We start from the raw sequence: 24,793 nt of genomic DNA on the forward strand, positions 1-24,793 counted from the left end.
ACCGCACTGGCGCGTAATGGGAAGTCATTTTAAGTGACCGTTCATGTCAATCCGTGAAGTCCCGAGGGATTTCTCGTTATCTGAACCGAACAAAGCAGGTAAACGCCGGGGCCATACTAGGACGGCGTGCCGGGACCGAAATCGAGTTGGGTGCTGCGGTCATTGGTCCATCGATGCGGAGCCGACAACGGCATCGGTAAACGGTGCGCTTCGGGCGAGATGTTCCTCTCAGGAGGCAAATCGGGTCAGCTACTTGTTTCGTGGTACATCGCTATTGGTATTTTTGGGGCTGTCAGTCGGACCAACGTCGCCGCCCCCTTAGAAGCCTCGCTTTCCGAAAATCGTTTCCGAGTTGTGGGCCGATGCTCTAGCACTGGCTCGTGCAAAGCAATGCGATGCCTGCGTCGGGGCTTCATGTCTCACTTTTCGGTACCCACGCGCGCCAAGAGCAGATTTTCCCTTCCAGTCTAGCGGGCGCGGCCATAATTTCTGCTTTGGGCCGATAGCCGCTGAATGCCTCAGCCGCGATCAGGTCGGCGACGTTGGCTTGGAACGTGACACCGACCACCTACAGCGCCGTGCGTCCTTCAGGCGCACAAAGGACGCTGTAAGTCTTTGAATCTACGGATCGTGCTTTCCGAAAATCGATTCCGATTTTCGGGCCGATGCTCTAGCTGCCAGCCGTCGTTGAGGCTTGCCTGGGGTCGCGTGGCGGATGCGCTAATGAGCGTGGCCGCCGCCCCCAAGGTGCCACCGGTTTTTGCGATTTGCGAAAGTCGACGCCGGCAATAACGGCAAGAGCAAGCCCTACCGCTTCCACCGCAGGAATACCGTGGCGAGCGGCGGCAGGGTGAGAAGAACGGAGAAGTCCTTGCCATGCGCCGGCTGGCGTTCAGCCCAGGCTTCGACCTGCCCGAGATCGGATCCTCCATAGATCGCCGCGTCGGTGTTGAGCACCACCTCAAAGCGCCCTTCCATCGGCACGCCAACGCGATAATCGTGCCGCGGAACTGGCGTGAAATTGGATATTATCAAGATATATGAGGAGCGGTCTTGCGGACTGCGGAGCATGCCGTAGATGGAGTTTTCCGCGTCGTCGGCGACCGCCCATTCGAAGCCCCCCGGCTCAAGGTCGCTGAACTGCAGCGCTGGTTCTCGGTTATAGAGCCTGTTGAGATCGCGGATCAACTGCAGAATGCCCGCATGGTCGGGCCGGTCAAGCAGGTCCCAATGCACGGAGCCGTCATGGCTCCATTCGCCTTCCTGCGCAAGCTCACCGCCCATGAAGAGCAGTTTCTTGCCTGGATGTCCCCACATGAAGCCGTAATAAGCGCGCAGATTCGCGAGCCTCTGCCAATGGTCGCCGGGCATCTTCCCGAGCAGAGAACCTTTGCCATGCACCACCTCGTCGTGGGAGAGCGGCAGCATGAACCGTTCGGAATAGGCGTAGATCATGCCGAAGGTCATCGCGCCGTGATGATATTTGCGGTGGACCGGGTCGTCCTGCATGTAGTGTAGCGTGTCATGCATCCAGCCCATGTTCCACTTGAAATCAAAGCCGAGGCCGCCCTCCTCGGGCGCCCTGGTAACGCCAGGCCAGGCGGTCGACTCTTCCGCGACGGTAAGGGCATGCGGGCAGCGCTCATGGATGATGCTGTTCAAGTGCTTGAAGAACTCCACTGCTTCAAGGTTCTCGCGACCACCGTATTGATTGGGTATCCATTCGCCCTCCTCGCGGCTGTAGTCCCGGTAGAGCATCGAGGCAACCGCGTCCACGCGCAACGCATCCACGTGATAATGCTCCAGCCATTCCAGTGCGCTGGCAATCAGGAACCCTTTCACCTCGTTGCGGCCCAGATTGTAAATCAGCGTGTTCCAGTCCCTGTGGAAGCCCTCGCGCGGATCTTCATGCTCGTAGAGCGCGGTCCCGTCGAAGCGGGCGAGCCCCCAGACGTCGGTGGGAAAATGCGCCGGCACCCAGTCGAGGATAACGCCGATGCCGGCGGCATGGCAGCGGTCGACGAAATAGGCAAAATCCTCCGGCATGCCGTAGCGACCGGTGGGAGCAAAAAGGCCGAGCGGCTGGTAGCCCCAAGAGCCGCCGAAAGGATGTTCCATGATCGGCAGAAATTCGATGTGCGTGAAGCCGAGATCCCGCGCATAGGGTATCAGCCGCTGGCTGAGCTCGACCCAGTCGAGCGGCCGGTTTCCCTCCTCAGCGATCCTCAACCAGGAACCGGGATGTACCTCGTAGACAGAGATGGCACCGGTGCCCGCCCGGTCGGCGCGGCGGGCACGCATCCAGTCCTCGTCGTTCCAGCGGAAAGGTCTCGACGAGGCGACGATCGAAGCTGTCGAGGGCGCGGCTTCGCTGGCGCGGGCCACTGGATCCGCTTTTTGAGGCAGAAGATCGCCGTGGGCATCGAGCAACTCGAATTTATAGCGCTCTCCATGCGTGAGGCGCGGAATGAAGATTTCCCATACGCCGGCTGACGGCCGAAGTCGCATCGGATGTCGGCGGCCGTCCCAACTGTTGAAATCGCCGACGACGGAAACGCGCCGCGCATTGGGTGCCCAAACGGAAAAACGCACGCCCTGAACACCATCAACCTCCATCGGAACGGCGCCCAGTGTGCGGCCGAGATCGTAATGCGTGCCCTGAGAGATCAGATGCAGATCGAGGTCGCCGAGCAGCAAGCCGAAGGAATAAGGATCCTCCGTCTCCTGCACCGCATCCTGCCAATGGATGCGAAAGAGGTAACGTGCCGCGCTCCCGATCGCACCGGCGAAAAGCCCGCCCGCATGAATCACCTCCAGCCGCGTCAGGGTGCGGTTGGTATCAGCCTCAACCACGTCCACGGAGACCGCGCCTGGCAACAGGGCCCTTACGACGTCGAGATCGTCATATCGATGATGTCCGAGGATCGAAAAGGGATCGCCATGCCGGCCTTCGACGAGAGCCTGGAGGCCCTCAGCGACAGTGCCGATCATCAGATCTGTGCGCTCATATCTCATGCGACGTTCTCCAGCAGTCTCGATGCGATGGCCGAGAAGCCGACAAGCGGCAGGGGTAGCCAGGTGGGGCGATTGTGCGCTTCATAGGCGATCTCGTAGGCCGCCTTCTCCAGCAGGAACAGGTCGAGAATGCGACCGCGTGAAACCGCACGTGAGGTGAGTTCTCGCGTCTTGCCGACTGCGTCGAAGTATCCTTCGAGGAAGGCGGGTTCCGCCATTTCGATGAAGCGCACCACCAGCGCGGCATGTCGTTGATCAACCACCTCGCTTACGAGTTCCCGGTCGAGATCGGCGGACGCCGCAAGATAGCTAAGTGATCTCAGCAACCCTGCCACATCCCGGAGCGGATTGGTCTTGGCGCGGCGTTCGGCGAGATCGCGGGCGGGTTCGCCCTCGAAATCAATGATATAGGCATCGCCTTCCGCAACAAGGACCTGGCCCAGATGGAAGTCGCCGTGATTGCGGGTCATCAAGGTGCCAACCGCGGCCTTCGCAAGATGCCCGGCCGCCCTCAAAAGCTCATCGCGTCTTTCGAGCAGTGCGCCCGTCTGCTGGACGTACTCAGGGGCAAGACCCTCCCGGGACTCCTCGAGAATGGCGAGGCTTTCCTGAATTTGTTTCTTCGCAGCATCGCCCCACCGTTTGGCATCCTCGTTGGACATGTGCACCGGTTTGAAATCTTCGTTTTCGGTCGGCTGAGCCAGCGCCACGTGCAATTCGCCGAGCCGCTTGCCGATGGTCGCGGCGAACTGCACCAGCGGGCTGAAATACTCATTCGCCATGTCTACTTCGACACCGGTCACCATCACTTCGTCGATCGCGCGGCGCAGGTTGCCGAGCATCCAGTTCCAGGCATCGCCCTGGTTGCGGATCGCTCCTTGTACGACAATCAATGTGCTACGGCGGCCATCCGGCGCCGTGTGTGCGACCTCGCCGAGCAGTTGTGCAGTGTTCCCATATCCGACTTCCGTCAGATAGCGGGTCATCTCGACCTCCGGATGGACACCCGGGAGGACGTGGCGGATGAGCTTCACCATCGCGATCTCGCCGATGATGAGCGAGCTGTTGGATTGCTCGGCTGAGAGCCAGCGCACCGGCAGTTCGTCATTCATGCTCATGCTGTCGAGCTGGTCCGTCCCGAGGAATTCAAGCGTACCCGCTCGGTCGGAGATCACCGAACGTTCGCGGAGCCCGCGGATGACGCTGCGTGCCAGCTCTTCCACCGCAAAGCCGTCGGTCAGGAATCCGACGCGACGGCCCTGGCGGAGGCGGGCAAGCGCAAGTTGTTGCACAAGCGCCGTTGGCTGTCTGTCATCCCACGACACCGCAAGCGGCAGCAGATACATGTCCTTGTGGCCGTCGAGTTCAGCTTCCAGCTCCCCGAGCGACAGGTCGCGGGCGAAGGGAAGCGGCGTGGCGGCGACAAGCGAGGCATGCCTCAGCGTCTCGCCCTTGCCGCCGAACCACCGCCGTTTACCAAGATAGGCCGGCAGTATCTCGTTCGAGAGCGTGCCTGACAGCCGTGGCTCGTCGACCAGTTCCTGCAGATCGCGACGCACCACCATGGTCACCATGTCCTGCATCTGTTCCGGTGGTTCGGCGCGCCAGGCCGGGCCCTCCGCCTCCTGGGCAAGCAGGAACCAGAAGAAGCCATAGGGGGGCAGAGTGAGCATGTAAGTGAGCTGGCCGATCGGCGGGAATGGCGACATGCCGGTCAACTCGATGGGGACGCGGCCGGCAAAGTTCGCAAGGTCGAGCTCGACAGCCTGGGGCAGGCGCGACAGGTTCGCAACGCAGAGGATCGTGTCGTCACGATATTCACGCAGATAGGCAAGAATCTTCCTGTTGCCGGGCGAGAGGAACCTTAGGGAGCCACGCCCGAATGCCGAATGCTTGCTGCGCAGCGCCAACATCCGCCGTGTCCAGTTGAGCAGCGAATGCGCATCGGCGCCCTGCGCTTCGACATTGACTGCCTCATAGCCGTAAAGCGGGTCCATGATCGGCGGCAGCACGAGCCGTGCCGGATCGGCCTTGGAAAAGCCGCCACTGCGGTCCGGCGACCACTGCATGGGCGTGCGCACACCGTCGCGGTCGCCGAGATAGATATTGTCGCCCATGCCGATCTCATCGCCGTAATAGATCACGGGCGTGCCGGGCATGGAAAACAGCAGCGCGTTCATCAGCTCGACGCGACGGCGATCGCGCTCCATGAGCGGCGAAAGACGGCGCCGGATTCCGAGGTTGATGCGGGCTCGACGGTCGGTGGCATAGATGTTCCAGAGGTAATCGCGTTCCTCGTCGGTCACCATCTCCAGCGTCAGCTCGTCGTGGTTCCTCAAGAAGATCGCCCATTGGCACGTCTCCGGGATTTCCGGCGTCTGCCGCATGATATCGGTGATCGGGAAGCGGTCCTCCTTGGCTATCGCCATGTACATGCGCGGCATGAGCGGGAAGTGGAAGGCCATGTGGCATTCATCGCCATCGCCGAAATAGTCGCGCGTATCCTCCGGCCATTGGTTGGCCTCGGCAAGCAGCATTTTGCCTGGATGGGTGGAATCAAGGGCCGCGCGGATCTTCTTCAGGATCGCATGCGTCTCGGGCAGATTCTCGTTGATCGTGCCTTCTCGTTCCACCAGGTAGGGGATCGCGTCGAGCCGGAAACCGTCGATGCCGGTTTCCAGCCAGAAGCGCATCACACCCAAAAGTTCGTCGACTACCAAGGGATTGTCGAAATTGAGGTCGGGCTGGTGGGAATAGAACCGGTGCCAATAGTAAGCGCCGGCGACTGGATCCCATGTCCAGTTGGACTTTTCGGTATCGAGGAAGATGATGCGGGTCTCGGGGAACTTCTGATCTGTATCCGACCAGACGTAGAAGTCGCGCTCCGGCGAGCCGGGGGACGCCTGCCGCGCCCGCTGGAACCATGGGTGTTGGTCGGACGTATGGTTGATGACGAGCTCAATGATTACCCGGAGGCCGCGTTGATGCGCCGCTTCCACGAAGGACTTGAACTCCTCCACCGTTCCGTAGTCCGTGCTGACATTGGTGTAATCGGCGATATCGTATCCGTCGTCCCGACGCGGGGACGGAAAGAAGGGTAAGAGCCAGATGGTATTGGCGCCGAGCGAAGCGATATGATCGAGCTTCTCGTGAAGGCCCCTGAAGTCCCCGATACCGTCGCTATTGGCATCGAAGAACGACTTGATGTGAAGTTGGTAGATGAGCGCGTCCTTATACCACAGGGGATCAGGTTCTTGCAGGTTGGTCTGATCCTCCTCCTGGTCGCGGCTTGTGGTCACCATGTCCATTTGTTTCTCCTGTCTTATCTCACGCGCCAGATCGCAAAAGGCAGACCCGCGTGCGGATCGAGCCGCAGGTGTTGGGCCCTGCCGGTCCAACTGAACTTGTGGCCTGCGATCAGGTCTTCGAGGTCAAGCGTGCCATGGTCCGGGAGGTTCCATGACCGGAGCGGGATTTCCACGTCCGCTTCGTGAGCATTGTAGGGATCGAGGTTGACGGCGATCAGCAAAGCGTTCTCACGCCCGGGACTGATCCTCTCATAGAAGATGATGTTGTCGTTCCAGGCGGTGAGAAGCTGGAGACCGAGATGCGAGTGCAGGGCCGGGTTCTCCTTTCGGATCCGGTTGAGCATCGTGATTTCCGATTTGATATTGCCCGGCCGGTCGTAGTCCCAAGCGCGGATCTCATATTTTTCCGAGTCGGCATATTCCTTGCGCTTGGCGTCCGGCCGACCCTCGCAGAGTTCGAAACCATTGTAGACACCCCAAAGTCCCGACAGCGTCGCGGCAAGCACCGCACGGATCAGATAGGCCGGACGCGGGGCGTTCTGCAGGAAATCGGGGTTGATGTCGTGCGTATTGACGAAGAAGTGTGGGCGGAAGAACTCTTTCGGTTCCTGCGTGGTGATCTCGCGCATATATTGCTCGAGCTCCCACTTTGTGTTGCGCCAGGTGAAATAGGTGTACGATTGAGAAAAGCCGACCTTGGCGAGCCTATACATCACCTTCGGCTTCGTGAAAGCTTCCGACAGGAAGACGACGTCCGGATGCCGCGACCGGATATCGGCGATTAGCCACTCCCAGAACGGGAAAGGCTTGGTGTGTGGATTATCGACGCGAAAGAGTTTCACGCCGTTGTCGACCCAGATCTGCACGATATCGCGCAACTCGATCCATAACGACGGAATCGCGTCCCAGCTGTAGAAGTCCACATTGACGATGTCTTCGTATTTTTTCGGCGGATTTTCCGCGTAACGGATGGTTCCGTCCGGTCGCCAGTCGAACCAGCCCGGATGCTGCTTCAGCCACGGGTGGTCGGGCGAGCACTGGATGGCGAGGTCGAGCGCTATCTCCAGGCCCTCTTGCTTGCCGGCATCCACCAAGCGTCGAAAATCTTCGAACGTGCCAAGGTCAGGATGGATCGCGTCGTGACCGCCATCCGCCGAACCGATAGCATAGGGGCTGCCTGGATCCTCCGGCGCCGCGCGTAGGCTGTTGTTCCTGCCCTTGCGATTTGTCGTGCCGATTGGATGAATCGGCGGGAAATAGAGCACGTCGAAGCCCATGGCGCGAATGGCCGGGAGCCGTTTGATGACGTCGTCGAATGTGCCGTGGCGGGCCGGATCGCCGCTCTGTGAGCGTGGGAAAATCTGGTACCAGCTTGCGAAGGCGGCGGCCGGACGCTCTGCATCAAGAGGGATAGTCTGCGACCGGAGACGATGGGGGCGTCGATCTGCCGTCGCCATTAGCTCGGCTGTTTCTGTCGCCAGCAGGATTTCGGTACGTTGGGCATCCTGCGCCGCCGTCAGCTTGTCGAAAAGCGTTTTGAGCTGCGTCTTGACCCGGCCTTCCGCGTAATCGAGCGCATCCAGCACGAAGTTGATGCCCTCCTGGATTTCGAGCCTGAGATCGAGCCGCGCCTCGTGCTTCTTGACGAACTCGTAGCGGAAGATCTGAAAGGGACTGCGCCAGGCTTCGACCGCGAACTCGTGCCGGCCCAGGCGCTTGGGCGTGAATTCCGCACACCAGCGATCATTTTGGATCAGCTCCATGTGCGCTTCGTTCCAGCTGCTTTCGTCGATCGCCCGCCAGAGCAAGACAGCCGAAAGGGGGTCGTGGCCGTCGCCGAAAATATCTGCCTCGACCTTCACTGTCTGGCCGACAACGCGCTTGACGACAAAACGACCGTCATCGACCGCGGGCGTGATCTTCTCGATTGCCAATCTCGGAGACGCGGCGGCCTCGCTGGCATCGGGTACCGGAACCGTATCGACGATCGGTACGGATGCCTGTCCTTCGAAAACGCGCAACTCGCCTGGCTTCAGCTTGAGACGGGCGTCAAAAACCTCGCTTTCGGCCTGCGGATTGACGAGCGGAAGGAACAGCGACGCCGCCTCCCGCAAGACGTTGAACGGTGCATTGACGACGCGCCGCAGGTCGCGGTTGAGGACAACGACGCGGATTTTCTGCGAGGCGCGAACGTCCTCCTCGTCCGTCTGCATCAGAGCGACGGCCGGAGTCTGGCTGGCGGAGATGAGCTTGAGCGGCTGCCGCGCGAAGCCGGCGGCCGTCTTGTTGGTCCAGCCGTTCACGGCGCGGATATCATCGGAAAGATCGAACGAGCCCTGTTTACGAAGGCCAAGCAGGCCGGTTCCATCGCCATAAGTCGGATCGAGCGGCGTGGCAGCACCGTATTCGAACCCCATTGGAATCATCAGCCCGCTGGCAAATGTAGAAGCAAGCTTCAGCGCGCGGACAGCCTTACGCTGCAGCACCTCACAACCGTCGGTGCCGTGAGCGATCCGTTTACCGAACGGCGCCTCCGGGAAGGTAACCTGATATCCGATCTGGCGCTGGATCTGGTATTCATCCGTGATCCACCGTTCCTCCAGGTTCCACCAGGCAAGCGAGGAGAAGCTGCCGTCAAACCCTGTCCCGTCGAGAGCCTTTCGGTCTTCGAAGGCGCTGCCAGGCGTCCACGCAAGAAAGGTCGTTTCTGGCGCCGACTTACGGGTCGCGACGATAAGGTCGCACCAGGCCTCCGGCGCCAGGCGACCGATGCCCAAGCAGCGAAAACCAGCAATGCCGAGGCCCGTGAGCCGAGTCATGCGGTTGCGCCAGTCTTCAATGTACCTGGCTTCGCCCCTGAAATCGACGGGACGGCTACGGCTTTCCTGCGGTGCCACGCGCGGGTCGGCGATGATGGAACTGGCAGGCTTGTCATCGACGGCCACCCGATCCACGACGAGGTCGAGCATTAATTCAAGATCATTTTCCCGAGCCGCCTCTACCAGCGCCTTGACGCCATCCTCTACAGATCGACCCAGTTCCAGGTCCGGATCGAGCTGATCGAAGTTCCTGGTGACGAAGACACTGGCATAGTGGCCACGTTCAAAAAGAGGCGCCGCCAGGACTGTATCAAAACCAAGGTCTTTCGCATGCGTGAAGACCTCTCTCCACGCGTCGAGCCCCTTCAGCACCAAAGGATGCACGTAGTAAATCCGCGGTGGCAATCGCGAAAGCGAGATTCGCGGAGCGACTTGGGAGCGCATGTTCATCGGGTGTGCCTCGCCGCAGGATTTCCCTGTCTAACGGTGAGGCGACCGTCCTTGTTCCTTTAAACGGCCACAAACTGAGCCGCGACGATCAAGATAATGGAGGGATTTCTCGGAGCATGTCGGCCTCTCGTTACCGAGGCTTAGCCCTCGCCAGGGCGGCAGAGCCCGCCACCCAAAAACCTGCCCCAACAGCGCCGCGCGTCTAATTAGACGCGCGGCCCGGCAGGAGGATCATTTCTCAACGAAAAGCAGATCGAAGCCCCTGAACTCACGCCGGGATACCGACTTGCGGATCGCCGCCCAAATGGCGGACCGATTTTCGAGCCTGAAGCCGCGAAAGCTCCGGATGAGGCGCACCGTAGCGGAGATCGTTCGAAGCGCGCGGACCAAAGGCGGACCGGAGAGCGAGGCGGCAAGTATCTGCGGATGAACCGCGAGCAGGACGCCCGCGGTTCTCTTGCGGTCGATCGCCCGAAACTGGTCCAGCGCCTTATATTCGTAGCCTTCGATGTCGATCTTGAAGCAGAGTCGCTCCGTCCGTGCCATTTCCTGAAGGCTCGCGATGGTGACCGTTTGCGCCGTGATCGCCAGGCCGGTGTCGTCGGCAATCAGCGCAGAGGTTTCGGAACTGCCGAAACCGCCGCCGACCGAGTGCAGCACCAGGCATTGGTCCTCTGAAAGCGCCGCGTTGAGGAGCTTCACGTCGCCCGCATTCTCGCGCTGCATCTCGGTGAGGATCTCGTAGCACACCGGATCAGGCTCGACGGTAATGACGTTGTCGGCGATCTGCGCCGCCCAGTAGGGCGTTACGCCGATCCAGCCGCCGATGTCGATGAAGGTGGTCGTAGCGTCGACGAGTCGCTCGATGTTGCGAAATGTGCCGGGCTCCCATTGTCCGCCTTGCAGTCGGGCAAAGAAGCGCGCCTTCTCCGGCTTGTCGGGGAAATAAACGGTTTTCTGAAAATAGGTTATCGCACGCATCGCGCCTCTTTAGTGCATTTCGGGGCGGCGTGTGAAGCGGCTCGGAACGCGGGTAAACAAAGTGTTAGGGCAACACCGCCCGGCGTGAGGTTAACGGCCCAATAGCGCTTACGCCTCTGCCCGCTGGGCGCGGCTGCGCGCTTCGGTGAGTTCGGAGGTTGTCTGGCTGAGACGATCGGCGAGCACGCGCATGATTTCCACCGCCATCTCCGGGAAGTCCGCCAGCAATTTCAGGAAATCGTCCTTGCGAATGCGCAACGCCTCAAGCGCCGTGCTGGTCTTGACCGTCGCTGTGCGGGGCGTGTTGCAGAGAATGGCGATCTCGCCGACGATCGAATTCTGCTCTACCTCGGCGACCTTCAATTGCCCGGTTGGCGTCGCAACCAAGACATCGGCTCTCCCGGAGAGGATCACGTAAGCCGCATCGCCGATATCGCCCTGATGAAACAGATTTTCTCCCGCGCTGTACATTACCCTGTCGGAGGTGAATGCCAGAAGTTTGAGCTTGGCTGGCGGCAAGCCGGAAAACAGTGTGATCCGGCGCAGCATTTCCACTTCGTCTTTTAGGAGCATGACAGTCCGTTTCTCCGAGTGTGTCGCGAGCATAAGCACCTCCCTCCCCGTGCGAACGGGAAAATATGCTTGCGCCCTCACATTAATATTACATCAAGATGCCAGTTCCTTGTAGTCGCTGTCTTTCGCAGCTGTTTCCACAGCTTCGTCACTCATGAGATGGCCGTTTTCGAAGTGCGCCTGCCGGTCGAACAACTCGGAGAGAGCCGGATTGGCGAGAACCCAGACGATTGCCGGTTTGCGATCCTCCTGTCTCAAGAATGCGAAGGCGTTGCGGGTGATCTGCTCCTGTGCACGCTGGTCGAGAGCGAGCAGCGGCTGATTGAAGATGTAGAAATCGGACATGCGGATCAATGCACGCGCAAAATTGAGCTTCTGCCGCTGGCCAGCCGTCAGCCGCTTGCCGCCGGCGCCGACGTTGAAGTCGAGTCCGAAGGCAAGCACATCGTTGTAAAGTCCGAGCGACTCGAAGAGATCGCGCACGATCGCGCGGATCCTCTCGGAGCCGTCGGTGTGGCGGTGGCCGATACGGCCGAAGAGCACGTTATCGATGATGCTGGCCGATGCGATATAACGGTTCGGCTGATAGTGCTCGATGATACCGACGAGATCCTCGGGCAGGCCTTCGCTGAACTCGCGCCGCGCCTCGACGATCTGAGACATCAAATCTTCGGACAGCAGACCGAAGCGATGGCGTGGCTCGATATAGCCGAAGCACAGCCGGATGATCTTGATGGCATCATCCTCGGAAACGTCGTCGATTGCCCGTCCCCTCACCTTCTGGAGAAGCGCTTCATAGACCGGGATCTCTTCCGCCGCCATGAAGGTGAGTTGCTGGAAGAACGGGTGGTCGGGAGGCAGATCGCGGAACAGTTCGACGACGTTGCCGGCGATTTCCAGCCCCATCTGGTAGAAGGTCTCGTGCAGGCCGGCCCTTTTCAGAACCGTCTTGAAGAACGGGTGGCTTTCAAGTGCATTTTCCCACCGTGCCTGATCGGTCACCGTCCCGAACAGCAGGTTTTCGCCGACCGTCGCCTCGACATTGTAGGAGCCAGGCTCGAAAAACACGACCAGATCGCTGAGTTTCTCGGCCTCGAGGCGCCTGCGAAGGGCCCCGCGCAAGTCCACGATTTCGCCCGCAAAAGCTTCGTGTTGCGCGGGATTGATGGTCGAGCGGACGGCAAGCGCCATGATGTCGTTTGTGAGAAGCACCGTGTCGAGCACCTCTCTGACTTTTGCGAAGAGATCATCCGGGCCGGTCGCACCTGCGGCCCCGTAATCGATCCAGTCACTGTTGACATCGAGCGAGGGATTGCCGGCAAGTTTTGCTTCCAGCAATTCCCACCGACGGTGGGCAGCCTTGTCGCCCTCGTAAACCACCTCAGTGAGCGGCGCGTGCTTGAGGCCGTAAAGCAGATTGTCGCCCAGACTCCCGTGGAAGATGTAGACCTCCGACGAGGCGTAGGAGATTCGCCGTCCGACGAGCGATTCCGGCAGGTCGTGGATATCGTCGTCGCCGACGACGATCCTGCCGGTTTCGGGCCACGTCAGCCGCCCGAAGGCCTCAGCGAGTGCCTCTCCTCCGCCGGTAGAGCCGCCCGTGATCGCGACGGCTTCGCCGGGACGCACCTGCAGCGACACGTGTTCCACGACCTTCGAACCGCCGTCATCGGACACGGAAAGATTGACGGCCGCAAGAGCCCCGGTGATCGGCGCCACGGAGGTTACCGCGATCGCCTGGACGCTCGGATCGATCAGCGGCTCGACGCTGAACTGCTCGACGACCTGCGCATATTTGACCTGCACATCCTGACGCGCCTGATCCCAATCGATGAGTTCTTTCAGCGGTCCCGGCAGGTCCTTGTAGGCACCGATCACCGCAACGAGCTGGCCGATATCGAGCCGGCCCTGGAGCGCGAAGTAGCCGCCGATCGAATAGAACAGGAATGGGGTGACCTGCGCCAGGAAGTTGTTCAGGAACTTGACCAGGAACTTCCACTGATAGAGGTCGTAGCGGATCTTGAATATGCGGCCGAGCCGGGCGGCTATGTCGGCTCTTTCATAGTTGGACGTGTCGTGCCCGCGAATGGTCCCGATGCCGTCAACGATCTCGCTGACGCGCCCGGACAATTCGCGCGCCGTCAGCTGGCGTTCGCGCCCGAGAACGATCAGGCGCCGGCGCATACGTGGAATGATCACCGCCTGTATCGCGACTATGAAGGCCGCCACGAGACCCAGCCACAGGCTCTGGAGCAGGATGAAAACCAGCGCCGTCAAAGCTTGGCCGCCGAGGAGCGCCGGTTGCACGAAGGCGTCGCCGGTGAACCCGCCAAGAGGCTCGACCTCGTCCTTGATCATGGTCGAGATTTCAGCGGGCTTCACGCGCTTGAAGTGGCTCGGCGGGAAGCGCAGCACGCGGTCGACGAGTTCGAAGCGGATGCGCCGCAGGAGGCGCTCGCCGAGCCGGCCCTTGTAGGTATTGATGTAGAACTTGAAGAGTCCGTTGATGATGACGAGCAGCAGGAAGACAAGGCTGAGGGCAAGCAGCATTCCCTCTCGCTCAAGTTGAAAGCCCGAGAACAGATTGACCTCGCCGAAACCTGGCAGGTTGAAGGAAATCGGCAGGAAGGCCTGAGTCGCCTCGGGACCTTCGAAACCCTCGCCCTGAATCGGTCCGTTGACGATCTGTTTGGGGAGATCGAAGGACAGAAAATAAGGGACCATCGACAGCGCAACGACCAGCAGGATCCAAAGCTGCTGCTTGCTCGTGTGAGTCCAGATGTAGCGGGAAAGACGTGCTTCCATGTTCTGGCAATGTGACCTAACTTAAAATACAGGATCGCCGATCCGGCCGACGGACCCCTGTCGCAAATGGTTTCAGTCCATCAAATCGTCAATGGACTCGCGCTTGATCCACGAAATCGTGACTGCCTGGCATGAGAGCAGACACCTGCCCCATGTCAAGCGGACACGAACCACGAATAACATCCTCGAACAGATCGCCCCTTCGGCAAGGCCCGACGGTTCCTTGCAGACGTGGCGAGCATCCTCGGCTTGAGGCATACTCGCGCGTGGCTTGCACTCGCCTACCCGTCAGCTTACAACAGCCTCATGATGCATGCCACCCATACGCCCCCCGAAGATTGGCACGAGAACGCCTATGATCTCGTCCGCGGGATTGCCGCCTATTCCGGCAGCGCCGTCGTGGCGGGCATAGGCATGGTGATCGCCAAACACCGGGATGCGGACATCGCCAACGCGTTCAACTACAAGCAGGTCGGCTGCAAGATCTGGGCACGTGACAAGCTGCTCGAAAGCGCCGGTTCGGCTTTCGACCGAATCGCAGTGCTTGGCGGATGGTACGGCATTCTGGCCGCGATGCTTTTCGAAGACGCGCGCTTCAGCATCGGCGCCATCGACAGCTACGACATCGATCCTGCCGTGGAGGAGGTCGCACGCACGCTCAATTCGGCGCATGGTGACCGTTTCCGCGCCATCACGGCGGACATGTATGCGCTCGACTATCGGACAATCGGAGCCGACCTGATCGTCAACACGAGTTGCGAACACATTGGTGATCTCAAGCGCTGGCTTGAGCTCCTTCCTTCGGGCACCCGCGTCCTGCTTCAGTCAAACGACTATTTCAGCGAGCCGACGCATATAAGCTGCGTCTCCTCGCTCGAGGAATTCCAGACGCGGGCCGGCCTTGCGAAGCTCGATTTCGCAGGCGCGTTGCCGATGAAGAAATACAACCGCTTCATGCTGATCGGGACGGTCTGAACTCCCGCTGCTGCAGCTCTTCCCTGAGGATCGTCGCCGTCCTGGCAGCGCCGCTGAGATCGAGCGGCGGAATCTCCGGCTTTGGCCGGACCAGCATCGCCTCTATGTCCCGTGCGAGGCGTTTGGACGTGATGCCTTCTTCCGGCAGAACGCCCGCAAGGCCGAGCCTTTCAAGCCGTGCCGCGCGTGTGCTCTGCTCGGTTTCACCGCCCGCGGTGAAGGGAATGAGCAGCGAGCCGCAGCGGGCGCGAAGAATGTCGCACACGGTGTTGTAACCTGCCTGCGAGACGGAAAGCCTGGCGCCCGCGAGCAGGCCTGCAAAATCCTGGCGAAAGCGGAAGAGGCTGACCCCGTCGGGCGCCGCGGCGGCGAGAGCATCGAAATCGCTCTGCGGCAGGTTGGGCCCGGTTATGAGGCACCAGCGAAGCGTCTTCGGCAGCACCGTTGCGGCCCCAAGTGCCGCACTGATCAGATCCTTACCGACAGCACCCCCACCCGCCGACACCACGATGTCGAATTTCTCATTCGCTTCAGCCGGCGGCGGTGGGGCGACGAGACCCGTGTAGGCAATCTTTTGGGCGATCTCGCCCGCAAGGGGGAAGGTTTCCTCGAGACGGGCAAAGGCCGGATCGCCGTGGACGAGCACAAGATCGAAATGCGCCTTGACCAGTTCCACAGTCTCCTCGGCACGGCCTGGTTTGACCCGTTCCTGCAGAATATCGCGCAGCGAAGTCGCCACCAGCGGCCGCCGCTCCATTGCCGCGATGGCATCGAGCAGCGGCAGCAATTCGAAGCGCATCTGCCTGCGGCCGAACGGGAAGGCCTCGATGATGACGACGTCAGGCTTCGAGGCATGCAGCGCTTCGATCAACAGGTCCTTGCGATGCTGCTGGAATGCATCCGTGACCGGATTGCCGTCGGCATCGCTGAGACCCGAAAAGCCCTTGTCCCCGGCCGTTACGGGCGGCAGCGCGATCGTCGCCAGGCCCTCGCCCGGAAACCCGGGGACGGGTGCGCCGCCCGTTACCATCGTTACATCGAACCCGTCGACGGACAACGCCTTCGCGATGCGGCTTGCCCGCGCCAGATGCCCGATGCCAAGCAGATGCTGCACGTAAAAGAAGACGCGACGCTTGCTCACGAGGCCTTGCTCCACTCGCTTTGAAAGAGCCCTATCAGTTGGCTGACACTCGAATGATGGTCGAACTCGGCGCGAACGCGCTGTTCGGCAGCATCGCCGAGCCGCCGCCTGAGATCGGGATCGCGCATCAGCTGTTCGAGCGCCAGGGCAAGCGCCCGCGGGTCGTCGGGCGGCACGAGGAGACCGTTCTGATGGTCCGTCAGCAATTCCGGAACGCCGGAAACGGATGTCGAGACGCAAGGCAGCCGCTGGCTCGACGCTTCCACCAGAACGTTCGGCAAGCCGTCGCGATCACCATTGGCGGCAACCCGGCACGCCAGCGCGAAGACGTCGCTGTCGCGGTAATGCTGCAGCACGTCGGTCTGGTCGAGCGCTCCCTTCCAGTGGATCCGTTCGGCAAGACCAAGTTCGGTCGCAAGCTTCTTGAGGTCGGCGGCCAGTTCGCCTGCGCCAATGTGATCGAAGCGCCAGTTGAGATCGTCCGGCATCAGCGACAGCGCCCTCAGCAGGACGTCGTAGCCCTTCTTGGTGACGGCGCGTCCGACGCTGACAATTCTGACGGGATCGGCCGGGTCGGAGCCGTCGCGGCGGGAGTGATCGCCGCCAAAGACCGGGAAGCGGTCGAGATCGAGGCCGTGGTAGCTCAGATGCACCCGGGCTTTCTCTGGCGTCAGGGTTTGCAGGTGCTCAAAGCCGCTGCGCGTACAGGTAACGGTCCAGCGGGCACGGTCGAGCTTTCCGGAAAGCTCCCAGTTGGACGACGTCCAGATGTCCTTCGCATGCGCGGAGCAGGTCCACGGGATGCCTGCGATGATGCTGGCATAGTCGGTTACCGAAGCGGGCGTATGGATGAAATGCGCGTGAAGCCAGGTCGCCGCGCCCGGCCACTCGGCGACCAGTACCAGCGCCTGACCGAACCGCCGGACGCGGTTGCGCGACGGATCGCGCACGAGATCTGCAAGGAAAGGGCCAAGCGCGCGCCAGAAGCCGGCCTTCGCAATCAACCGGAGCGCGGCGCGAAGCACGCGCGACGGCTCCTCATGCAGATATTCCGGCAAATAGTGAACGTCGGCGCGAATTTCGTCGTGCACGGGATGACGCTTGCCATCGGTCGGACGGCGGAGCGCGACGAGAACGAGTTCGTGCCCGGCCCTTTCGAGACCGAGCAGTTCCTGCGCAATGAAGGTTTCCGACAGGCGCGGGTAGCCTTTCAGGATGACGGCAATCTTGCGATTTGGCGACACTGGCTCAGCTCGTCTGCTTCACGATGCTCAGGTGCTCTTTCGATCTGTGATCGAGCCAGCTGCCGACAAGCTCGGAGATGTGGACAAGGCCTTCAAGCCTCAGGCCATTGGCGGCGCGCGAGGGGGGCGCACGTCCCGGCAAAGCCTTCAACGCCGCCGCGAACCGCAGCGGATCCTCGGCTTCATGGGGAAGCAGCATCTGGACGAGACCAAGCTCGGACGCGCGTCGCGCCCGGATCAGCTGCTCCTCGCGCGGCTCGAGACGCGGCACGATCAGGGCCGGTTTGTCGAAGGAGAGAATCTCGCAGTAGGTGTTGTATCCGCCCATCGAGACGACCCCTCGCGCACCGGCGATCAGCTCCTCCATGCGATTGTCGAACTCGATTATCTTGATGAAAGGAATGCGACCGCCCTTCTTGATCAGCTTGTTGCGCTGCTTGGCCGGCATGTAGGGCCCGAGCACCACGAGGGCATTGTGCGTCAATTCGGGATCCTGCTGATAGGCGTGGATCACATCATGAATGAGTTCGGCGCCGTCGCCGCCGCCACCGGTGGTAACGAGGATATAGTCGCCCTCCGGCCTGTGATCGGGCAGTCCGTCATGCGGTACGCTTCGCTGCAGGAAACCGACGAAGTTCATGCGTTCGCGGACCGCCGCGGGCACGTCAAGGCCCACCAGCGGATCGTAAAAATCCGGGGGGCCGTAGACCCAGATCGTATCGTAGAACTGCTCGATCTTGCGCATGGTGTCGCGGCGCTTCCATTCGACTTCGAGCAGGTGCGGTGCGTCCATGATCTCCCGAAGCCCGAGCACCAGCTTCGTCCCATGGGTCTTCAGGTAGGTGAGCGTATCCTCGACCTCGCCGCGCAGGCCCATGGGCTCCTTGTCGACGATGAAGATGTCCGGCTTGAACGTCTCGGCCGTAGAGCGGATGATCGACTGGCGCATCTTCAGCGTCTCGTGCAGTTCGATATGCCGGTCGAGCGAGGTGTACTCACCGTTTCTGAGCTTGATGACACTCGGAATCTTCACGAAGTCGACGCGTGCACGATAATCGAAAGCCCCGGCGATCGTGGCGCCGGAGATGATCAGGACCTGCAACCCGCTGTAGTCTTCCACGAGCGCATGCGCGATCGTCCGACAACGCCTGAGGTGACCGAGGCCGAAAGTGTCGTGGCTGTACATGAGGATCCGGGCATCCTCGAAACGCCGTACCATGCGAAGAACCTTTCGCTCATTATTGGAAGGGCCTGCAACAGGATGCAGCGCCCGCGGGCAGTCAAAGGAGGTGCCGGCCTTATTTGTAGGGATCGGCGGCGTCGCGCAACCCATCTCCCAGGAAGTTGAACGCCAAAATCACAAGAATGACTGGTATAGTCGGAAACAGCAGCCAGGGATAGAAAGCAATAACGCTGACGCTCTTTGCTTCCGTCAGAAGGATGCCCCAGCTCGTTATCGGCGGACGCAAGCCCAACCCGAGGAAGCTCAGCGCAGTCTCGCCGAGGATCATGCCGGGAATCGAGATCGTCGCCGTTGCGATAAGATGGGACATGAAGCCCGGCACGAGGTGGCGCCCGATAATGCGGCTGCTTCTTGCGCCCATCAGTTGCGCCGCCAGCACATAGTCCTCCTCGCGGAGCGCAAGCAGCTTCGAGCGGACGGCACGCGCGAGCCCGGTCCAATCGAGAAGCCCAAGGATCACGGTGATACCGAGATAGATGAGCAGCGGACTCCATGTCGCCGGCATGATCGCAGCCAGCGACAGCCATAGCGGAATGCTTGGAATCGACTGCAGCACCTCGATCAACCTCTGGACCAACAGATCGAAAACGCCGCCGTGATAGCCGGCAAGCCCGCCGATGACGATGCCGAGCACGAAGCTCACGGTAATGCCGAGAAGGCCGATCGTCAGTGAGATCCGCGCGCCGTAGATGATACGCGACAGCACGTCGCGTCCGAGCCTGTCGGTCCCCAGGAGGAAGAGCTGTCCGCCCTCGGCAGGACAGACGAGATGCAGGTTACTCTCGAAGAGTCCCCAGAAACGATACGTGTCGCCCCGGCAGAAGAATCGGATCCGCTGGATGTCAGAAGGATCGTCGGCATAGTTCCGCCTGAGCGTCTCCATGTCCAGCGTCATCGTCCGGCCATAGACGAAGGGGCCGACCAATGCGCCGTCATGGAAAAGACGGACAGCCTGCGGCGGCGCGTAGATGAAATCTACGTTGCGCGTATGCAGGTTGTAAGGCGCCAGAAACTCGCAAAAGAGAATCATGACGTAAAGAGCTGCCAGGAAAATGCCGGAGGCGAGCGCCACCTTGTGCCGCTTGAACTTCCACCACATCAGTCGCAGCTGCGACGCCTGGTTCACGCGCACCTGCTCCTCCGTCATCACCTCGACGGAATAGGGATCGAACGGGGCGGTCGACACATAATGCGGCAGGGGTTCGCCGGGCGCCGGAATCGGTGACGTCACTTCGTACTCCTGCCTTGCAGACGAATTCTGGGATCGAGAACGGCGAGCGCAAGATCGGATATCAGCACGCCGATGACTGTGAGAAATGCGAGAAACATCAGGAACGAGCCGGCGAGATACATGTCCTGGCTCTGCAGCGCCTTGATCAACATCGGTCCCGTCGTTTCAAGCGACAGGACGATCGCCGTGATTTCCGCGCCGGAGATGATTGCCGGCAGGATCGAGCCGATATCGGAGATGAAGAAGTTGAGCGCCATGCGCAACGGATATTTGAGCAAAGTCCGTGTAGGCGAGAGCCCCTTCGCCCGAGCCGTGACGACATATTGCTTTTGAAGCTCGTCGAGCAGGTTGGCCCTCAGCCGTCGGATCATGCCGGCCGTTCCGGCCGCACCAATGATGATCACCGGTATCCACATGTGCTCGAGCATGGACCTGGCCTTCGCCCAGCTCATGGGCTCCGAAAGAAATCTCTGGTCCATGAGATGGCCGATCGAGGTGCCGAACCAGATATTGGCGAAATACATGAGAATCAGCGCCAGCATGAAGTTGGGCACGGCGATGCCGATGAGACCAATCAGCGACAGCCCGTAATCGCCCCAGCTGTATTGGTGCGTCGCGGCGTAGATGCCGATCGGAAAGGCTATTATCCAGGTCAGAATAATCGTGAAGAAGGAGACAAGGATCGTCAGCCACAACCGGTCTCCGACGACTTCGCTCACCGGCAGTTCATATTCGAACGAATAGCCGAAGTCGCCCTGCAGCATGCCTCCGACCCAATAGATGTAGCGCAGCAGCGGTGGTTGATCGAAGCCGTATTCTTTGCGCAGAGCTTCGATCTGCTCCATGTTGACGCCTTCGCCCTGCGCCCTGATCTCGGCGACGTAGCTCTCGAAATAGTCTCCCGGCGGCAGTTCGATGATGGTGAACACCAGTGCGGAGATAATGAGGAGGGTCGGGACCATCGCCGCAATACGCCAGAGGATGTATCGCAGCATCTCAGGTGTCCTGTTCAAGCCAGAAGGTGTCGGGATTGTAAACGCCGAAATAGCTCGTCGGGTCGAAGCCGAAGAGCGCCTTTTCCGGCACATTGCGAAGTTTCGTGGAGGCGACGATCGGCTGCAGCGATGCATTGACGAGACCAATCGAGAAGACCTGATCGGTGTAGATCGACAGCATCGATTTCCAGATCTCTGTCCGCTCCGCGTCGGTGCTCGAATGCCGCCAGCGCTTGAGCAGGTCAAGAAGCTCGACCACAGGCGGCAGCTCCGGCGCCTCTCCCATTTCGCCGTGCGACAGGTAATTGAGCCCCCAGACCGGCCACTGCAGCTGGTCGTCCGCCGTCGGTGCCAGCTGGCCGGGATTCATGTCCGCGGTCGGAACGCCGTTGTCGATGCCGAACCACATGGACATGATGATCTCGCCGCCGACCGCGCGGCTGCGGAAGGTGTCGCGCTGGGAGGTGCGGATAAAGAGCGAAATGCCGACCTTCTGCCAGTAGTCGGTTATCAGCTGCAGAACATCGGTTTCGAGCGTGCTTTCGCCCGCCGTCTCCACGACGATTTGCGCCGCCCGTCCGTCGGGCAGGATGCGAATCCCGTCACCGCCGCGCTTTGCCAGCCCCGCCTCGTCGAGCAGGCTGTTGGCCTGTTCCGGGTCGTGGGCCACCCAGGCGCTTGCAAATTCGGGACGGAACAGCGGGCTATCCGGCAGCACCGTATCGGCGCTCTCCTTGGTCAGGCCGTAGAAGACCGCCATATTGATTTCGCGCCGGTCGATCGCCAGCGACAATGCTCGCCTGACGCGGACATCCTGCAGCAGCGGACGCCATACCGGATCGGAAGCATTGAGATTGGGAAGCAGCGCCAGACGCGACCCCTGCGTCTTCTTCCACAGCTTGACCGTTATCGGATAGCGCTTCTCGGCATCCTTCAGGAAAGTGTAGTCGACAAAATCGATGCCCGCCGCCTGGAGATCGCTTTCACCCGTGCCGGTTTTCGCCGGGATGAGCGATGAGGAGCTGACGTTCAACACGAACTTGTCGATGTAGGGCAATTGCAGGCCGTTTTCGTCGACCCGGTGGAAATACGGATTGCGCTCGAAGATGAACTGTTCGGCGGGAAGCGGCGTGGTGTTCCGCCAGGGGTCGAGCGTCGGCAAGTCGGGGTTTTCCGGGCGATAGGAGCGTGCCATGCGCATGTGCAATTGGCTCCACTTCTTGACCCGCTCTTCCTTCATCGTTGCCTTGAGCTTGTCCTCTTCCTGGTACTTCTTGTGGAACTGCTTGAGGTAAGCGGACGGCATGGCGATGACCAACGGCTGCGGAGCGGCGAGCTTCTGCAGGAAATCCGGGTTCGGCTTTGTCCAGGAATAACGCACCGTCCGGTCGTCGACGATCTCGAACTTGCCCGCCTCGCCATCCATCACCAGCGCCGTCGGGAGGCCCGCCGGAGAGAGGTCCTCGTTGAGCAGCACGTCCTCCCAGCAGTAGCGGAAGTCTTCCGTCGTAAGCGGCGTTCCATCCGACCACTTATGACCCTCGCGCAGACGCAGGGTAAAGATGCGGTCCTCGACCGTTTCGTAGCTTTCGAGAACGTCGGCCTGAAGGTTCAGCTGCTCGTCGAAGCCGACCAGCCGGGAATAGCCGTTGACCGTCATCAGGCGGATATCCTTGGCGCTGCCGATGAGGCTTCGGATCTCGCCACCATGCTTGCCGGGCCTGCGCCCCATGGCCGCGACATTGATCACGCGCGGCGTTTTCGGCAGTCGCTCATTGAGCGGAGGCAGCTTACCTTCCGCGACCAGCGGCGCGAGCGCCTCAGCCTCGGTCCCCGCCGCGAGCAACCGCGGCGGCAGAACCGTGGAAGCCAGCATCGCCAGCGCGGTTCTTCGGGTGATCATGGGCGTAGCTCCCTTGCATCCACCGACTTTCGGGCAAGGACGAAATGCTCGCCGCCGAGATTTGCAGGAAAGAGGGCGTCTTCCTCGCCATCGTCCGAGAACTGTGCTCCCCACCGGCGCTTGTCCGAGCCTCCGCTTGCCTGGAGGGCGTCGAAATCGAGCTTCCGGTCGAGATCGGGATAGGGCACCGCCGCCAGCAAGGACTTCGTATAGGGGTGTACGGGATTGCGCATCAGCGCCTCACGCGGCGCGAGCTCGACGATCCGTCCGGCGCACATCACCGCGATCCGATCCGCCATATAGTCCACCACCGCCAGATTGTGCGAGATGAAAAGCGACGTCAGCCCCAATTCCTTCTGCAAATCCTTGAGAAGGTTGAGAATCTGGGCCTGCACCGAGACATCGAGCGCCGAAACGGGCTCGTCGCAGATCAAGAGCTCCGGAACGAGCGCAAGCGCGCGGGCGATGCCGATGCGCTGCCTCTGACCGCCGGAGAAACTGTGCGGATAGCGGTTGATGAAACGCTGATCGAGGCCGACGGCCTGAAGCAGCGAGCGAACGGTTTCGATGCGCGACTTCGCCGTTCCACGCCCGTGGATCTCGAGCGGCTCACTGAGAATGTTCTTGACCGTCATGCGCGGCGACAGCGACGAGACCGGGTCCTGGAAGACCATCTGGATTTTCGCGCGCAGCTCCTTCAGCGCCGTGCCCTCGAGGTTCAGGACGTCGACCGCTCCGCCACCGTCATTGTAGGTTATCGATCCTGAATCCGGCGTCACCGCCCGCATCAGGATCTTGCTCACTGTCGTCTTGCCGCAGCCGCTTTCGCCGACGAGGCCGAGGCATTCACCGCGGCGAATATCGAAGCTGACGTTGTCGACGGCGCGGTGCTGGGAAGCGCCGCCCTTGCCGCCGAACCAACCCGAGCTGCGGGTGGTGAAGGTTTTCGACAGGTTGCGGACGGAGATGAGAACGTCGGAGTTGGAAGTCTTGCGCACCGGTCGATTTCCGAGAAGGTTTTCAGCCTTGACCGGCACCTCGCGCAGCGCCTTCAACCGCTCGCCGGGCTTCATGTCGAAGTGCGGCACAGCAGCCATCAGTCCCTTCAGATACGGATGCTGCGGGTTGCGGAAGATCGCATCGACCGGCCCCGCCTCGACGATATCGCCGTGATAGATGACGACGACTTCGTCGGCCATATTGGCGACGACGCCGAGGTCGTGCGTGATCAGCAGCATGGCCATGTTGAGCTTGGCTTGAAGCTCGCGCAGGAGCTGCAGAATTTGCGCCTGCACCGTGACGTCGAGTGCAGTTGTCGGCTCATCGGCAATCAGGAGCGCCGGCCGGCAGATCAACGCCATTGCGATCATCGCGCGCTGGCGCATCCCGCCGGAAAGCTCGAACGGGTACATGTCGTAAGCGCGCGGCGGGTTGGAGAATCCGACGTAGCCAAGAAGCTGCTCGGTCCTCGCTCTCCGCTCTTCCTTATCCGCGTCCGTATGTATCGTCAGCACCTCGGAAATCTGGTTCCCGATCGTGTGGAGCGGCGACAGCGAGGTCATCGGCTCCTGGAAGATCTTGCTGATGCGCGCGCCGCGAATGGCCTGGATGTCGCGCCCGTCAGGCTCGAGCGAGAGCAGATCGACAGGCTTGCCCGCGACCGCCGGGTCGTTGAACAGGACTCGCCCGCCAACCTTCGCGACGCTTGGCAAAATGCCCATGATAGCCTGGCTGATCGCCGACTTGCCGGATCCGGACTCACCGACGAGCGCAGTGACCTTCCCTGGAAGAATCCTGAAATTTGCTCCCCTGACGGCTTCCACTTCACCGCCGAGCACCGAGAATGTGATCCGCAGACCCTCAACCCGCAGCAGGTCCGCCCCTGATGTCATTGCAGCACGCTTCCCTCACTACCCCAGAGCGCCGTACGTTGTCCCAAAACGCACATGGACGCTCTCCTTCTTTGGTTCTACGCATCGTTTCCATCGAAGGGCGTTTCCGCACTTCGGCGATGCTATAGCGTCCGACACCAAAAAAAGAGTAGCCTAGCTTCAGCAGGCTGTCCAGCACGCCCCCGGAAGCGTCGGAAGGGCCGCTGCTGCACGGCCAA

General features: G+C 61.0%; 14 protein-coding genes. 1 reads left to right on the top strand and 13 read right to left on the bottom strand.

What is annotated here, in order from left to right; translation table 11 throughout:
* Positions 1-807: 807 nt before the first annotated feature.
* From glgB to FKV68_RS31620, 6 genes are all read right to left on the bottom strand, one after another.
* Complete coding sequence (gene glgB, locus FKV68_RS31595; protein WP_180942836.1) at positions 808-3,015, bottom strand: 1,4-alpha-glucan branching protein GlgB; 2,208 nt, start codon at positions 3,013-3,015, stop codon at positions 808-810.
* Positions 3,012-6,317, bottom strand: a complete 3,306-nt coding sequence (treS, locus tag FKV68_RS31600; RefSeq protein ID WP_245181826.1) for a maltose alpha-D-glucosyltransferase — start codon at positions 6,315-6,317, stop codon at positions 3,012-3,014. The genes glgB and treS overlap by 4 nt, the downstream gene beginning before the upstream one ends.
* Before the next feature lie 20 nt (positions 6,318-6,337).
* Entirely contained in the window at positions 6,338-9,586 is a 3,249-nt protein-coding gene (locus FKV68_RS31605) for an alpha-1,4-glucan--maltose-1-phosphate maltosyltransferase (RefSeq protein ID WP_180943984.1), read from the bottom strand.
* A gap of 237 nt (positions 9,587-9,823) precedes the next feature.
* Entirely contained in the window at positions 9,824-10,573 is a 750-nt protein-coding gene (locus FKV68_RS31610) for an FkbM family methyltransferase (RefSeq protein ID WP_180942838.1), read from the bottom strand.
* A gap of 108 nt (positions 10,574-10,681) precedes the next feature.
* Positions 10,682-11,146: a cyclic nucleotide-binding domain-containing protein gene (locus FKV68_RS31615; protein ID WP_180942839.1), complete on the bottom strand. Its 465-nt coding sequence runs from the start codon at positions 11,144-11,146 to the stop codon at positions 10,682-10,684.
* A gap of 93 nt (positions 11,147-11,239) precedes the next feature.
* Positions 11,240-13,951: an ABC transporter ATP-binding protein gene (locus FKV68_RS31620; RefSeq protein ID WP_180942840.1), complete on the bottom strand. Its 2,712-nt coding sequence runs from the start codon at positions 13,949-13,951 to the stop codon at positions 11,240-11,242.
* 306 nt (positions 13,952-14,257) lie between these two features.
* On the opposite strand from FKV68_RS31620, the gene FKV68_RS31625 reads away from it, so the two are divergent.
* A complete protein-coding gene (locus tag FKV68_RS31625) occupies positions 14,258-14,926 on the top strand; it encodes a class I SAM-dependent methyltransferase (RefSeq protein WP_180943985.1) in 669 nt (222 codons plus the stop codon).
* Here the strand turns inward: FKV68_RS31625 and FKV68_RS31630 are convergent.
* The 7 genes from FKV68_RS31630 to FKV68_RS31660 all read right to left on the bottom strand — a co-directional run bounded on the left by FKV68_RS31630 (position 14,904) and on the right by FKV68_RS31660 (position 24,575).
* On the bottom strand, positions 14,904-16,067 hold the full coding sequence (locus FKV68_RS31630; RefSeq protein ID WP_246452728.1) for a glycosyltransferase family protein: 1,164 nt from the start codon (positions 16,065-16,067) through the stop codon (positions 14,904-14,906). The genes FKV68_RS31625 and FKV68_RS31630 overlap by 23 nt on opposite strands.
* A complete protein-coding gene (locus FKV68_RS31635; protein ID WP_180942842.1) occupies positions 16,064-17,311 on the bottom strand; it encodes a glycosyltransferase family 4 protein in 1,248 nt (415 codons plus the stop codon). Before FKV68_RS31635 ends, FKV68_RS31630 begins: the two co-directional genes overlap by 4 nt.
* A 4-nt stretch (positions 17,312-17,315) precedes the next feature.
* Positions 17,316-18,530 carry a glycosyltransferase family protein gene (locus FKV68_RS31640; RefSeq protein ID WP_180942843.1) on the bottom strand — a complete coding sequence of 405 codons (1,215 nt, stop codon included), beginning with the start codon at positions 18,528-18,530 and terminating at the stop codon, positions 17,316-17,318.
* Positions 18,531-18,609: 79 nt separating this feature from the next.
* Positions 18,610-19,785, bottom strand: a complete 1,176-nt coding sequence (locus tag FKV68_RS31645; RefSeq protein WP_180942844.1) for an ABC transporter permease — start codon at positions 19,783-19,785, stop codon at positions 18,610-18,612.
* Entirely contained in the window at positions 19,782-20,780 is a 999-nt protein-coding gene (locus tag FKV68_RS31650; RefSeq protein ID WP_180942845.1) for an ABC transporter permease, read from the bottom strand. The genes FKV68_RS31645 and FKV68_RS31650 overlap by 4 nt, the downstream gene beginning before the upstream one ends.
* Position 20,781: 1 nt before the next feature.
* The gene (locus tag FKV68_RS31655) at positions 20,782-22,683 is read right to left on the bottom strand and encodes an ABC transporter substrate-binding protein (RefSeq protein WP_180942846.1); all 1,902 of its coding nucleotides are present in this window, start codon (positions 22,681-22,683) and stop codon (positions 20,782-20,784) included.
* Complete coding sequence (locus FKV68_RS31660) at positions 22,680-24,575, bottom strand: ABC transporter ATP-binding protein (protein WP_180942847.1); 1,896 nt, start codon at positions 24,573-24,575, stop codon at positions 22,680-22,682. Before FKV68_RS31660 ends, FKV68_RS31655 begins: the two co-directional genes overlap by 4 nt.
* Positions 24,576-24,793 lie beyond the last annotated feature (218 nt).

The sequence above is a fragment of the Sinorhizobium mexicanum genome, from assembly GCF_013488225.1.
Lineage (GTDB): Bacteria > Pseudomonadota > Alphaproteobacteria > Rhizobiales > Rhizobiaceae > Sinorhizobium > Sinorhizobium mexicanum.

Bases quoted from the DNA above. Each gene is read 5' to 3' on its own strand.
- glgB (WP_180942836.1), bottom strand. From the start codon at position 3,015: ATGAGATATGAGCGCACAGATCTGATGATCGGCACTGTCGCTGAGGGC.
- treS (WP_245181826.1), bottom strand. From the start codon at position 6,317: ATGGTGACCACAAGCCGCGACCAGGAGGAGGATCAGACCAACCTGCAA.
- FKV68_RS31605 (WP_180943984.1), bottom strand. From the start codon at position 9,586: ATGCGCTCCCAAGTCGCTCCGCGAATCTCGCTTTCGCGATTGCCACCG.
- FKV68_RS31610 (WP_180942838.1), bottom strand. From the start codon at position 10,573: ATGCGTGCGATAACCTATTTTCAGAAAACCGTTTATTTCCCCGACAAG.
- FKV68_RS31615 (WP_180942839.1), bottom strand. From the start codon at position 11,146: ATGCTCCTAAAAGACGAAGTGGAAATGCTGCGCCGGATCACACTGTTT.
- FKV68_RS31620 (WP_180942840.1), bottom strand. From the start codon at position 13,951: ATGGAAGCACGTCTTTCCCGCTACATCTGGACTCACACGAGCAAGCAG.
- FKV68_RS31625 (WP_180943985.1), top strand. From the start codon at position 14,258: ATGATGCATGCCACCCATACGCCCCCCGAAGATTGGCACGAGAACGCC.
- FKV68_RS31640 (WP_180942843.1), bottom strand. From the start codon at position 18,530: ATGGTACGGCGTTTCGAGGATGCCCGGATCCTCATGTACAGCCACGAC.
- FKV68_RS31650 (WP_180942845.1), bottom strand. From the start codon at position 20,780: ATGCTGCGATACATCCTCTGGCGTATTGCGGCGATGGTCCCGACCCTC.
- FKV68_RS31655 (WP_180942846.1), bottom strand. From the start codon at position 22,683: ATGATCACCCGAAGAACCGCGCTGGCGATGCTGGCTTCCACGGTTCTG.
- FKV68_RS31660 (WP_180942847.1), bottom strand. From the start codon at position 24,575: ATGACATCAGGGGCGGACCTGCTGCGGGTTGAGGGTCTGCGGATCACA.